We start from the raw sequence: 13,019 nt of genomic DNA, 5'->3' as shown, positions 1-13,019 counted from the left end.
CTGGTTTAAGTGATGAGGATCACATCAATTACGATACTATTGCGTGACGTAATTGTCGCTGGGTTATCGGGCGGGCGCCTGCGCGATCGAGGCGGCCGCCTCCAGCACCATCCAGGCCTGCAGCTGCGTGGAGAGCTCGACGGCGGCGCCTTCCGGGTAACTGCGGCGTGCCGGCGCGTCGGTGCGGTCGGAGAAGACCAGATGGCTGCCGCGGCGCGCGAGGCGGTCGTTCGGAGGGAGGATCCGGCGGCCCTCCCAGAGGGCCTCCGCCGTATCGTTCACGAGCGCCGCCGCCGTGGCCCGGGTTTCGGCTGGGAGGCGTTCGTCGACGGCGGCGAGGGCCAGGTAGCGGACGAGGATCCCCGTGAAGAGCCCGCCGTCGCCCGTTCCCTCGCAGCGCAGCACCGCGGCGGTGCGGCCCAGCAGCGGGGCCGGCTGCGTGAGGTTGGCCGCCACGGCGTCCACCAGTGCGGCCGCACGCCCGAGGTTGGGCTCGCCCCCGAGTTCCAGCAGGGCGCCGAGGACGGGCCCCTGGTTGTAGGTGTAGATGGTCTCTTCCAGCACCGCCTCGCCCGTTCCCGAAATCCGGAGGCCGTCGCGGTACAGGCCCTGTCCGGGCTCGTAGAGTCTGGCGTCCAGCCAGTCCAGCAGGGACTGCGCCTTGGTCCGGTTGCCGGTCCGCGCGTAGTAGAGGGCCACGGGTGCGGTGGCGGGGGTGTTCTTGAAGTCGCGCTTCGTGCTCCAGAATGTACCGCCGCCGAGGTCATCCGTGGAAGCGGAGTCGAACTGCAGGGTCAGGCTTTGCAGGACCTTGGCGTTGCGCTCCCGGCCGGTGTGTTTGCGGGTGTCCTCGGCGAGCTTGTCCAGCCGGAGCGTGGCAAGGGCCAGCCAGGCCATGTCGTCGTAGTAGTTGTTGACCACCGTGAGGAAATTGCGCAGCCGGATGCCTGTGACGAGCCGGGAGGCGAGCCGGCCGGCGCTGGGCCGGTTCTCGCCGTCGAACTTGGCTCCCGGATGCCCGGGGGGCCCCAGTTCCCGGCGGCCGGCGTCCACGAGGCAGTCCAGGTAGTGTGCCTGCCACCAGTAGTGCCAGGGCCGGGACAGGTTCTTCAGCCGGCCCGAGGGCCGGAGGATCGCGGCGATGTGGGTCCCGGGGAGGAAAAAGAGCCGCTGCCCGAAGAGCCTGGTCACTGAGCGGGCGGCCTCGTCCGCACGGAAGGACCAGTTGGGGGCGGAGGCGTCGGCTCGGGTCATGGCTCAAGCGTAATCGCGGGAGCCCGTCCGGCCCGCGACTGTGACTGCGCCCTCGGCGTGTGCGGCCCAAAGGTGCGCATTGGCCGCATTCCAGTTAACATTCACTAACTAATGTTCCCCGCGGGCCGCCTCTGCAGGCGTCGCCCGCGTCGAGGCTTCGCCGCCGGGGTTCGGTTCCACATCAAGGAGGATGGATGGACATCAAGGGTACTGTCGCGCTGATCACGGGCGGGGCCTCCGGTCTCGGAGCGGCCACGGCCAGGCGCCTGTTCGACGCCGGCGCGTCGGTGGTCCTCGTGGACCTGCCGGGTTCCGCCGGGGACGCCTTTGCCGCCGAACTGACCGCATCCGCCGCTGCCGGCGCTGGAGTAGCTGCTGCCGGAGGCGGCCGCAGGGCCGTCTTTGTCCCGGCCGACGTCACGGACGAGGCGCAGGTGCAGGCCGCCGTCGACGCCGCCTCAGCATTGGGCCCGCTGCGCATCGTGGTCAACTGCGCGGGGATCGCCACCCCCGGCAAGGTCCTGGGCCGCGGCGGCGTCCTTCCGCTGGAGGCCTTCAACCGCGTCATCCAGATCAACCTCGTGGGCACCTTCAACGTGATCCGCCTCGCCGCGGCCGCCATGGCAGCCACCGAGCCCGCCGCCACGGAACTCGGCGGCCCCGAACGTGGCGTCATCATCAACACCGCCTCCGTTGCCGCGTTCGACGGGCAGATCGGCCAGCCCGCCTACGCCGCCTCCAAGGGTGCGGTCGCCGCCATGACGCTGCCGATTGCCCGTGAACTCGCGCGCTCGCTGATCCGGGTGGTCACCATCGCGCCGGGCATCTTCGAGACTCCCATGATGGCCGGCCTGCCCCAGGAGGCGCAGGACTCCCTGGGCCAGCAGGTGCCGCACCCCTCACGGCTGGGCCGCCCGGCCGAATACGCGAACCTCGCCGCGCACATTGTGGAGAACGCCATGCTCAACGGCGAGACAATCCGCCTCGACGGTGCCATCCGCATGGGCCCGAAATGACCGGGTCTGAGATGGCCCCTGCCGAAGTGACCGCGACAGGGCCGGCCGCCACGGCGGCCCCGGCCGCACCGACAGTGGCCGCACCCTCTGTGGCGGGGCTGCCCACGGCGGACTTCTTCGACTACGAAGCCCTGCTCAGCACGGCGGAGCGGGCCAAGCTGGCGCAGCTGCGCGAGTTCCTGGCCGTCGAGGTTGCCCCGTTCGCCACGGACTGGTGGAACAAGGCCGAATTCCCGGCCCACATCCTGCCCAAGCTGGCCGCCTTGGAGCTCAGCGCCCCGGCCCAGCGCGGCTACAGCAACCTGTTCGCCGGGATCGTCATCGCCGAGATGACCCGGGTGGACACCTCGCTCGCCACCTTCTTCCTGGTCCACCATGACCTCTTCGTGGAGTCTCTCTACGGCTTCGGCTCCGAGGAGCAGAAGGCGCGCCTGCTCGAGGACGCGGCAAGCCTGCGCACCACCGGTGCCTTTGCCCTCACCGAACCGGACCACGGCTCGGACGTTGCCGGCGGCATGGAAACCCGGGCCCGCCGGGTCCCCGGCGGCGCGGCCGGCGGCGGCGACATCTGGGTGCTCAACGGCGCCAAGCGCTGGATCGGCAACGGCACGTTTTGCGACTACATGCTGGTCTGGGCCCGGGACGAGGCCGACGGCGGCATCCGCGGCTTCATCGTCGACGCCACCTTGCCGGGCGTGAGCCGGAGCCGGATCGAGAACAAGATTGCCCTGCGCACGGTGCAGAACGCGGACATCGTCTTCACCGACGTCCGGGTGGCCGAAACGGACCGCTTCGCCGGGATCAGCAGCTTCGAGGACACCAACGAACTCCTGCGCGGTTCCCGGATCATGGTGGCCTGGCAAGGTGTGGGGCAGCAGCTCGCGGCGTTCGACGTCGCCCGGCAGTACGCCGTCGAACGCCAGCAGTTCGGCCGCCCGCTGGCAAAGTTCCAGCTGGTCCAGCAGCAGCTGGTCACCATGCTCGGCAACGCCGTGGCCAGCATGGGCATGATGGTCCGGATCGCCCAGCTGCAGGACGCCGGCGCCGCGGACATGCCGCAGGTGGCCCTCGCCAAGTCCTATGTCAGCGCCCGGATGCGCGAAACCGTCGCGATGGGCCGGTCCCTGCTGGGCGGCAACGGGATCGTCACCGACTACCGGATGGCCAAGATCTTCTCCGACGCCGAGGCGATCTACACCTACGAGGGCTCGTTCGAGATCAACACCCTGATCACGGGCCGCGCCGTCACCGGGGTGTCCGCGATCGTCTAGAAGACGGCTTGACCGTTTAGACCCGTTTAGAAGAGGCCGGGTTCCTTCTCGCCGGCCTCAATCTTCACATCAAGGCTGTTGTTCCGCACCGGCATGGGGCAGGTGCCGTACGGGGTGAAGGCGCTGGGGTAGTTGATGGCCCGGTTGAAGTCCAGGATCACGGTATTGTCCGGGCGGGGTTTTGCGGTGGACACCTTCCGCCACTCGTCCGTACTTTCCCCATTGGTCTCGTCGTGGAACGTCACCGTCAGGGCACCGAGCTTCTCCTCCTCGGCCTGCAGGTGGATCTCGTGGTCCGCGCCGGGAAGCCGGAAGACCAGCTCGCCGACCGAGCGGTGGACCCCGTCCACGAGCGGGTTGGCCGTGCCGATCGGGACATCCACAGGCTCGGGGTAGGGCACGAACCGGGCCTCGATGACCAGGTCCGGGCGGAAGCCGAAGGTGGGCACGCCATCGAACTCCGTGAACACCGGCGACTGGGAGTCGCGGGTGCGGATGGCGTACTTGTCCGCCCGCATGGCGAGCTCCACCACCACCTGGCGGCCGTCGTCGCCGCCGTACCGGACCCACATCAGTGATTCCTCGTCGGCGAGCACGGCGCTGATGGTCCCGTCCACGGGTTCGCCGGTTTCGACGAGGGTCAGACCGTCGGACGCGACGGCCGTGAGGAACGCCGCAGTGCCGTCCGTGGACCAGAGGCCGGGGGCGAGCTCGACGGCGGCCGGCTCGCCTTCCAGCCACTGGAAGGAGGTCAGCGTGAGCCAGCCGTGCTCGCTGGCGAGGGCCGTGTTGCGGCTGTTCCGGAAGCGTTGCCAGCGGGCCAGCTGCGGGTTCTGCACTGCATCAGGCGTGGGCTTCGAGCCAGTCCCGGGTTCAGGGGCGGTCATGGGCACCTCCAAGGGGTTTCAGCTGGTGGCGGGTGGGGTGTTGAGGCTGGCCGCAACGAGCTGGGCGGCAGTAGTTCCGGCTGCGGCGGCCGCGGCCGGGTCGCCGTCGAGCACCCCGCTTGCCAGGCCGCCGTCGAGTACCAGGGTCAGGCTGCGGGCGAGCTGGTCCGGGTCCCGGGCGCCCGCGCGCGCGGCGAGGTCCCGGATCCAGGCGCGGATCTGCCGCTTGTGGGCCACGGTCCGGTCGTGGACCCGGGTACCGGCGGCCGACTCGGCGGCCGCGTTGATGAAAGCGCAGCCGCGGTAGCCGTCGCGCCGGCAGGCGGCTGTCAGGGCATCGAACAGGCCCACGAGCTGCGCGGCCGGGTCCTCGCCGGCGGCCTCGGCGGCGGCGTGCAGCTGCCCGGTCCAGACGCTGTCCACCTTCTCCAGGTAGGCCAGCATGAGGTCGTCCTTGGCCGGAAAGTACTTATAGAACGTGGCTTTCGCGACGCCGGACTCGGCGATGATGGTGTCGATGCCGGCGGCCCGGAAACCCTGCGCGTAGAAGAGCCGGAAGGCAGTCGCCAGGATCTTCTCCCTGGCATGCCCGGCGGGGGTGCGGGCAGCCGGGGCGGCAGTGGCTGCTGGCGAGGTCATGGCTCAATCGTACACAGACAAGTCTGTCTACGCCGCAATGTCATTCGCGTTGTACCTCGTCAATGACGTACCGCCGGCCCGCCCCCGCCTGATCCGGCGGCTACGGGCGGGCGGCCAGACCCCGCACGAGCAGCCGCCAGACCTCGCGCAGCTCGGCCCCGATGGCGGGGTCCGACCATTCCGAAGCGTGCAGCGGGTGGTGGAACCGCGCCGTGGCGTGCAGGACGGCGCGGCCGGCCGGCACCGGATCCGGGACGGCGAATTCGCCGCTGCTGACGCCGTCGGCAATGATCTCGGTGAGCGCTGCGGCCAGGTGGTCAACGTGGGCCGCCACCACTTCCCGCGCCTCGGCGGTCAGCTGGCCGAACGTGGCAAACAGCTCCGGATCGTTCAGCGCCATGCCCTGCTTGATGGCCGCGAGGCGTTCGAGCCAGCGGAGCAGGCGTTTCGCGGCAGGGCCGTCCGTATCGCGGGCGGGATCCAGCGGCTCCGCGAGGCGGTCCAGCCAGCGCCGGGCCACCGCGTCCCGCAGCGCCACCTTCGTGGGGAAGTGCCGGTACACGCTGCCGTGGCTGACGCCCAGGGCCTTCGCGACGTCAACCACCGTGGCCTTGGCCGGCCCAAAGCGCCGCAGCACGTCTTCCGCGGCGTCGAGGATGCGCTCTTCCGTCAGGACGACGGCGGCAGGGGTCACCGGCGTTCGCTGTCGAGCATGGCCATCTGGCCTGCGTCGTAGCGGGTGCCCGCGGCGGCGTCGGCCGGGACGGCGGCCTCGATCTCCGCGAGGTCCGCGCCGGAGAGGACCAGTTCGGCTGCTCCCAGCGATTCGGTGAGCCGCTCGCGGCGGCGCGCGCCGACGAGGGGCACGATGTCCTCGCCGCGGGAGAGGACCCAGGCGATGGCGAGCTGGGCGACGGTCGCGCCCTTGCGGTCCGCGATTTCGCGGAGCCGTTCGACGAGCTCGAGGTTCCGCTGCAGGTTCTCGCCGGAGAACCGGGGCAGGTGGGCCCGGAAATCGCGCCGGTTCCCAGTTCCGGCGGCCGGCCAGTGGCCGGAAACCAGGCCGCGGGACAGGACGCCGTATGCCGTGATGCCGATGCCCAGCTCCCGGGCCACCGGCAGGATGTCCTGCTCGATGCCACGGGAGAGGAGGGAGTACTCGATCTGGAGGTCGGAGACCGGGTGGACGGCGTTGGCGCGGCGCAGGGTGTCGGCGCCCACCTCCGAGAGGCCGATGTGGCGGATCAGGCCCTGCTGCACGAGCTCGGCCAGTGCTCCCACGGTTTCTTCCACCGGAACGGACGGATCCAGGCGGGCCGGCCGGTAGATGTCCACGTAGTCGGTGCCGAGGCGCCGAAGGGTGTAGGCCAGGAAGTTCTTGATGGCCACCGGACGGGTGTCCACGCCGTTCCATCCGCCCCGGGCATCGCGCAGGACGCCGAACTTCACGCTGATCTGGGCGCTCTCGCGCCGGCGGCCGCGGATCGCCTCGCGCAGCAGCATTTCGTTGTGGCCCATGCCGTAGAAGTCGCCGGTGTCCAGCAGGGTCACGCCGGCGTCGAGGGCGGCCTGGATCGTGGCGACGCTCTCGGCGTCGTCGGCGGGGCCGTAAAGATCGGACATGCCCATCAGGCCGAGGCCGATGGCGGCGGTGCTGGGGCCGGTGGAGCCCAGGGTGCGGGGGGTGCCGAGAGTGGAAGTCGTCATGCGATGACCATACAACAATCAGCTGACAGATTTCAAACTTTGTCAGCTGAAGCGGGGTGGACGGGGCGTCGGCATGCGCTTATTGCCGTAGACAGGTCTGTCTGATAGCGTCATGCCAACACATAGACGAACCTGTCTACTCCACGACTTCAGAATGAGGACGCCATGAAGATTGCAGTACTGGGAACCGGCATGGTGGGGCGCACGATTGCCGGCGCACTGGCAGGGCTGGGGCACGACGTCGTGATCGGCACCCGCGACCCGCAGGCGACGCTCGCCCGGACCGAGCCGGACATGATGGGCACCGCGCCGTTCGCCGAGTGGCACGCCGCAAACGCCGTGGTCGACGTCGCCGCCTTTGCTGACGCGGTATCCGGCGCCGAGCTGATCGTCAATGCCACCAACGGTGCCGGCTCGCTGGCCGCGCTGGCCGCAGCGGGGACCCCGAACCTCGCCGGCAAGATCATCATGGACATCGCCAACCCGCTGGACTTCTCGCAGGGCATGCCGCCGTCGCTGAACCCGGTGAACACGGACAGCCTCGGCGAAGAGATCCAGCGGTCCTTCCCGGAGGCCAAGGTGGTGAAGACGCTGAACACCATGACCGCGTCCGTGATGGTCGATCCGGCCCGGGTGGCCGGCGGTGACCACACGGTGTTCGTCTCCGGGGATGACGCCGGCGCCAAGGCGGCCGTGACGGAACTCCTCAAGGGCTTCGGCCACCGCGACGTGATCGATCTCGGCGACATCACGAGTGCCCGCGGGGCGGAAATGATCCTGCCGATCTGGCTGCGGATCTGGGGCGCGCTGGGAACCGGCGAGTTCAACTTCAAGATCGCGCGCTAACCCCTTCACCCGCCAAGCCCGCAGCAGGGGCCGTTCTGGGCGCCCAGAACGGCCCCGGCTGCGAACTGGTTGGGGTCCCGGGGGAGGGGCGCCGGCGCGGCGCGGCGGGGCCTGACACTATCTGAGACGGAATTCCAGCAGGGAGTGCCTGCGGGTAACATCCCATGGGAAGAAGTAATCGGGCTCACAGTATCCAGCGCAGTGTACGAGCCAAGTCGACCCCTCGAAAGATAGTTTCCATGGCTGACACTGCAATGCATTCCGACACCGATCTTGCCGCCGAACTCCGGGCTGATGTCCGCCGGGTCTCCACCCTCCTCGGCGAATCCCTGGTCCGCCAGCACGGCCCCGAGCTCCTGGACCTGGTGGAGCAGGTGCGCCTGCTGACCAAGGAATCCAAGGAAGCCGCCCGCGGCGGCGCCGACGCTACAGGGCCGTGGAGCTCGTACGACGTCGTCGCCCAGGTCCGCGAACTGCTCGGTTCCCTGCCGCTGGAGCAGGCCACCGACCTGGTCCGCGCCTTCGCGTTCTACTTCCACCTGGCGAACGCCGCCGAGCAGGTCCACCGGGTCCGCGGGCTGCGCACCCGGCAGGAGAAGGACGGCTGGCTCGCCAAAGCCGTGGAGGAGATCGCGGACCAGGCCGGCAACTCCGTGCTGCAGGAAGTCGTCAACGAACTCGACGTCCGCCCCATCTTCACCGCACACCCCACCGAGGCCTCCCGCCGCTCCGTGCTGGACAAAATCCGCCGGCTCTCGGACATCCTGTCCGAATCCACGGCGGAGGGCACCTCCGCGCGCCGCCGCCAGGACCGCCACCTGTCCGAAGTGATCGACCAGATGTGGCAGACGGACGAGCTCCGCCAGGTCCGGCCCACCCCCGTGGACGAGGCCCGGAACGCCATCTATTACCTCACCGGCATCCTTAGCGACGCCATGCCGGAAATGCTCTCGGACCTCTCCGAGCTGCTTGCCGAGCACGGCGTCACGCTGCCGCCACAGAAGGCCCCGATCCGCTTCGGCTCCTGGATCGGCGGGGACCGCGACGGCAACCCCAACGTCACCGCCGCCGTCACCCGCGAAATCCTCCAGATCCAGAACCAGCACGCCGTGCGGATCAGCATCGGCCTGATCGACGGGCTCATCTCCATCCTGTCCAACTCGACCGCGCTGGCCGGGGCGGACCAGGAGCTCCTGGACTCGATCGACGTCGACCTGGGGAACCTGCCTGGCCTGGACCGCCGCGTCCTCGAGCTGAACGCTCAGGAGCCCTACCGGCTCAAACTCACCTGCATCAAGGCCAAGCTGATCAACACCGGCCGCCGGGTCGCGGCCGGATCCGCGCACGAGCCCGGCCGCGACTACACCGCCACCGCGGAGCTCCTCGCCGAGCTCGGCCTGCTCGAACGGTCGCTGCGGAACCACCACGCGGCCCTCGCCGCCGACGGCGCCCTGTCCCGGGTCCGCCGCGCCATCGCCTCCTTCGGCCTGCACCTGGCCACCCTCGACATCCGCGAGCACGCCGACCACCACCACGACGCCGTCGGGCAGCTCATGGACCGCCTTGGCGGGCCCGGTGTCCGGTACGCGGAACTCAGCCGCGCCGAGCGGCTCGAGGTGCTGGGCTCCGAACTTGCGTCCCGGCGTCCGCTCTCCGGCCACCCGATCAAGCTCGACGGCGTCGCCGACGGCACATACGACGTCTTCCGGGAGATCCGGCGGGCCCTGCGCACCTACGGCCCCGACGTGATCGAGACCTACATCATCTCCATGACCCGCGGCGCGGACGACGTCCTGGCCGCGGCCGTGCTGGCCCGCGAGGCCGGCCTGGTCAGCCTGTTCGGCGAGGCGCCCTACGCCAAGATCGGCTTCGCGCCGCTGCTGGAGACAGTCGACGAACTCCGCGCCTCGGCCGAGATCGTGGACCGGCTGCTCTCGGATGCCTCCTACCGCGAGCTCGTCCGGCTCCGTGGCGACGTGCAGGAAATCATGCTCGGCTACTCGGACTCCAACAAGGAATCCGGCGTCATGACGAGCCAGTGGGAAATCTACAAGACCCAGCGCAAGCTCCGCGACGTGGCCGCCAAGCACGGCGTCCGCGTGCGCCTTTTCCACGGCCGCGGCGGCTCTGTGGGCCGCGGCGGCGGGCCGACCTACGATGCCATCATGGCCCAGCCCAACGGCGTGCTCGAGGGCGAGATCAAGTTCACCGAGCAGGGCGAGGTTATCTCGGACAAGTACTCCCTGCCGGAGCTGGCCCGGGAAAACCTCGAACTCTCCCTGGCCGCGGTGCTGCAGGGCTCGGCCCTGCACCGCACCCCGCGCACCTCGGAGGACCAGCGCGTGCGCTACGGCCACGTCATGGAAACCGTCTCCGACGCCGCGTTTGCGCGCTACCGCACGCTGATTGATGACCCGGATCTGCCCGCCTACTTCATGGCTTCCACCCCGGTGGAGCAGTTGGGTTCCCTCAACATCGGGTCGCGTCCGTCCAAGCGCCCCGACTCCGGCGCCGGGCTCGAAGGGCTCCGCGCCATCCCATGGGTGTTCGGTTGGACACAGTCGCGGCAGATCGTTCCGGGCTGGTTCGGCGTGGGCTCCGGCCTCAAAGCCGCGCGCGAGGCCGGTAACTCGGCCCAGCTCAAGGAGATGATCGAGGGCTGGCACTTCTTCCGCTCGGTGCTCTCCAATGTTGAGATGACCTTGGCGAAGACGGACATGGACATTGCCGGCTACTACGTCTCCACCCTGGTGCCGGCGGAACTGCACCGCCTGTTCCGTGCCATCCGGGCCGAATATGATCTCACGGTCGAGGAGATCCAGAACCTCACCGGCGAGCACGTGATCCTCGATGCCCAGCCCACCCTGAAGCGCTCCCTCGAGATCCGGGACCAGTACCTCGACCCCATCAGCTACCTGCAGGTGGAACTGCTGCGCCGCGTCCGGGCCGAGGCCGCGGCGGGCATGACCGGGGCCGAGATCGACGAACGGCTCCAGCGGGCCATGCTGATCACGGTCAACGGAGTCGCTGCCGGGCTGCGCAACACCGGGTAGCCTGCACCTCGGCCCAGACGCTCCCTCAGATCCTGCGGTTATTCCCCGGACGCTCCCTCTCCCGGTGAGGGAGCGTTGGGGTTTTGGGTGCGGAAGGTGAGGGAGCGTTGGGGTTTTGGGTGCGGAAGGTGAGGGAGCGTGGCGGCGCGGCTAGGGTTGTTCCATGCCGTCGTTCCAGACCAGACTGAAGATCACCGGGCTCAAGCCGGGCACCGCTCCCGAAACCGTCATGGCCGCGGCCATCGATGCGCTTGGGACGCGGCACCACGTCGAATCGCACCAGCTTGAGCTCGCCGGCGGCGTACCGCAGCTGAACCTGCGCTTCCTGGTCGAGGCCACCGCCTACAGCGCCGAAAACAGCCAGGCGCTGGAGTCGGCAGCCATGATGCGCGACGCCGTCGAACGCGTTGCGCTCACCGGCGCGCTGACCGTGGTGCGCCGCAGCCGCGGCCGCTGGGCGCCCGTCTAAAAGTCCAGTTCCTCGTCCGGGTCGATCACGGCGGACTCCACGGGGGAGGGGTTGCCCCGGCGCCGCGTCACGATCACGCCCACGACCGCTCCGACCAGCAGCCCGACGCCGACGCCGATCAGGGAGCTCGCCCAGAAGGGCAGCCCGGTGGCGGAGCCCATGAAATAGCCCAGTGCCACGGACCAGGTTGCCCAGAGCAGGCCGCCGAGGGCCGCGCAGAGGCTGAACCCGCGGGTGGAGACGTTGGCGATGCCCGCCGCGGCCGTCGTGGCCAGCCGCCCGCCGGGGATGAAGCGGAGGCCGATGATCGCGCCGTAGGTGGAGGACCGGCCGGCTTTCGCGATCGCCGAATGCACCGCCGCGTGGAACCCCAGGCCCCATTTCCAGCGGTCGAGCACGTGGCTCAGCCGGCGCTTGAACAGCTGGAAGACGAGAAGGTCACCCAGCCATGAGGACGCGGCGGCGAGGAGCACGACGAGGAAGCCGTTGATGCGGCCCTCCGCTGACAGCGCGCCGCCGGTGATGACCAGCATTTCCGAGGGGACGGGCGGGAAAATCGCATCGCCGATCACGAAGGGGAAGATCCAGAAATAGATCGCGGCGCCCCAGCTGTCCGCATTTCCGAAGTCCATGGGCACAAGGTACCGCACTTCCAGCCGCTAGCGGGCCTCGCTGAGTTCCAGTCTGCTGCGGTATTCCACCGGGCTGCCGGAGATGGGGTCCACGAAGCGGATCCCGCGGGCCAGGAGCTGCAGCGGCTTGGCGTAATTGTCCGGAGTCTTGTCCAGCAGTTCCGGGTAGAACGCGTCGTTGACGATCCCGAGGCCCAGTGAGGCCATGTGCACGCGGAGCTGGTGGGTCTTCCCGGAGTGCGGCTCCAGCCGGTACAGCGCGCGGCGGTGCGGGCCGCCGTCGACGTCGGGTGCGCTGTCGGGTGCGCCGCCGTCGGGTGCGCCGCCGTCGGGTGCGCCGGAAGCGTCAAACGTGCGCAGCCGCTCGATCCGGGTTTCCGCGTTGGGTTCGCCGTCGACGACCTCGGCCAGCAGGTAGCTGCGGGACTTGGTCATCCGGTTGCGCACCACCACAGGAAAGTCCACCGCGGGATGGCCCGGTGCGGGCTCCGCGGCGGACACACACTCGTATTCCTTCTGGACCTGGCGCTTTTCGAAGAGCACCTGGTACTTGCCCCGGGTCTCGGGGTTCGTGGAGAGCAGCAGGATGCCGGCGGTCATGCGGTCCAGACGGTGCATGGGAATCAGGTCCGGGAGGCCGAGCTGGTTCCGGAGCCGGACCAAGGCCGATTCCTGGATGTACGTCCCGCCGGGGGTGGTGGGCAGGAAGTGCGGCTTGTCCACCACCAGCAGGTGATCGTCCTGGTGCAGAATGTTCAGCTCCACCGGGATCCGGGTCTCCGGCGGCAGGGTCCGGTAGTACCAGATGAACGTGTGGTCCTGCATCGGCGTGCTGCGGTCCAGGGCGATCCCCGCCTCGCCGACGATCTCGCCGGCGTCGAACCGGTCCTCGATGCCCTGCGGATCGATGTGCCCCCAGCGGTGCATCATGTAGTCCAGCGCGGTCTCCCAGGGACCCTCGTCCGGCAGGCGCAGACGCGTCGCGTTGACGCCGTCGCGCACGGGAAGGGGGGATTGCATCACCCGACCATTCTACGGGCCCGGCCTCCCGCGCCCTGCGCAGTGCTGCCGCGACCGCCGCCGCGATCCCGCCCCCGCGACCCGCCCCCGCGGCCCGGCCCCAGTTCCCCCGACCCCCGCCCCGCCGCCACCCCCGCGACCCGACGCTCCGCGAGCTCCAGTTCGCCGGATACTCGCGAGGTCGCCGGAAACATCCGGCGACCTCGGACGCTTCCGGCGAACTCG

General features: G+C 69.5%; 12 protein-coding genes. 5 read left to right on the top strand and 7 right to left on the bottom strand.

Annotated elements, in window-relative coordinates:
- Positions 1-63 precede the first annotated feature (63 nt).
- Entirely contained in the window at positions 64-1,254 is a 1,191-nt protein-coding gene (locus AC1DKN_RS08370; RefSeq protein ID WP_476871003.1) for a glycoside hydrolase family 76 protein, read from the bottom strand.
- A gap of 194 nt (positions 1,255-1,448) precedes the next feature.
- Here AC1DKN_RS08370 and AC1DKN_RS08365 point away from each other — a divergent pair, with 194 nt between their 5' ends.
- Both AC1DKN_RS08365 and AC1DKN_RS08360 read left to right on the top strand, forming a co-directional pair.
- Positions 1,449-2,270: an SDR family NAD(P)-dependent oxidoreductase gene (locus tag AC1DKN_RS08365; RefSeq protein ID WP_476871002.1), complete on the top strand. Its 822-nt coding sequence runs from the start codon at positions 1,449-1,451 to the stop codon at positions 2,268-2,270.
- Positions 2,267-3,541 (top strand): acyl-CoA dehydrogenase family protein, encoded by a 1,275-nt coding sequence (locus AC1DKN_RS08360; protein WP_476871001.1) that lies wholly within the window; start codon positions 2,267-2,269, stop codon positions 3,539-3,541. Before AC1DKN_RS08365 ends, AC1DKN_RS08360 begins: the two co-directional genes overlap by 4 nt.
- 26 nt (positions 3,542-3,567) lie before the next feature.
- Here AC1DKN_RS08360 and AC1DKN_RS08355 read toward each other — a convergent pair whose 3' ends face one another.
- The 4 genes from AC1DKN_RS08355 to AC1DKN_RS08340 all read right to left on the bottom strand — a co-directional run bounded on the left by AC1DKN_RS08355 (position 3,568) and on the right by AC1DKN_RS08340 (position 6,774).
- The gene (locus AC1DKN_RS08355; RefSeq protein WP_476860091.1) at positions 3,568-4,428 is read right to left on the bottom strand and encodes a DUF1684 domain-containing protein; all 861 of its coding nucleotides are present in this window, start codon (positions 4,426-4,428) and stop codon (positions 3,568-3,570) included.
- A gap of 18 nt (positions 4,429-4,446) precedes the next feature.
- The gene (locus tag AC1DKN_RS08350) at positions 4,447-5,067 is read right to left on the bottom strand and encodes a TetR/AcrR family transcriptional regulator (RefSeq protein WP_476857860.1); all 621 of its coding nucleotides are present in this window, start codon (positions 5,065-5,067) and stop codon (positions 4,447-4,449) included.
- A gap of 100 nt (positions 5,068-5,167) precedes the next feature.
- Positions 5,168-5,761 carry a TetR/AcrR family transcriptional regulator gene (locus AC1DKN_RS08345; protein WP_476871000.1) on the bottom strand — a complete coding sequence of 198 codons (594 nt, stop codon included), beginning with the start codon at positions 5,759-5,761 and terminating at the stop codon, positions 5,168-5,170.
- The gene (locus AC1DKN_RS08340; protein ID WP_476857861.1) at positions 5,758-6,774 is read right to left on the bottom strand and encodes an aldo/keto reductase; all 1,017 of its coding nucleotides are present in this window, start codon (positions 6,772-6,774) and stop codon (positions 5,758-5,760) included. The genes AC1DKN_RS08345 and AC1DKN_RS08340 overlap by 4 nt, the downstream gene beginning before the upstream one ends.
- A 165-nt stretch (positions 6,775-6,939) precedes the next feature.
- Between AC1DKN_RS08340 and AC1DKN_RS08335 the strand changes: the two genes are divergently transcribed.
- The 3 genes from AC1DKN_RS08335 (at position 6,940) to AC1DKN_RS08325 (ending at position 11,142) form a co-directional block, all read left to right on the top strand.
- Positions 6,940-7,620, top strand: a complete 681-nt coding sequence (locus AC1DKN_RS08335) for an NADPH-dependent F420 reductase (protein ID WP_476870999.1) — start codon at positions 6,940-6,942, stop codon at positions 7,618-7,620.
- Positions 7,621-7,859: 239 nt separating this feature from the next.
- On the top strand, positions 7,860-10,673 hold the full coding sequence (gene ppc / locus AC1DKN_RS08330; protein WP_476870998.1) for a phosphoenolpyruvate carboxylase: 2,814 nt from the start codon (positions 7,860-7,862) through the stop codon (positions 10,671-10,673).
- 163 nt (positions 10,674-10,836) lie between these two features.
- Positions 10,837-11,142 (top strand): hypothetical protein, encoded by a 306-nt coding sequence (locus tag AC1DKN_RS08325; protein ID WP_476870997.1) that lies wholly within the window; start codon positions 10,837-10,839, stop codon positions 11,140-11,142.
- Here AC1DKN_RS08325 and AC1DKN_RS08320 read toward each other — a convergent pair.
- Both AC1DKN_RS08320 and AC1DKN_RS08315 read right to left on the bottom strand, forming a co-directional pair.
- Entirely contained in the window at positions 11,139-11,774 is a 636-nt protein-coding gene (locus AC1DKN_RS08320; protein ID WP_476850577.1) for a DedA family protein, read from the bottom strand. The two genes, AC1DKN_RS08325 and AC1DKN_RS08320, sit on opposite strands and share 4 nt — an antisense overlap.
- A gap of 27 nt (positions 11,775-11,801) precedes the next feature.
- Positions 11,802-12,794, bottom strand: a complete 993-nt coding sequence (locus tag AC1DKN_RS08315) for an RluA family pseudouridine synthase (RefSeq protein WP_476871062.1) — start codon at positions 12,792-12,794, stop codon at positions 11,802-11,804.
- Positions 12,795-13,019 lie beyond the last annotated feature (225 nt).

It is taken from the genome of Arthrobacter sp. 01N444 (assembly GCF_056399305.1).
Note: the sequence above shows the minus strand (reverse complement) of the source record. Positions and strands in the feature narration are given on the sequence as shown.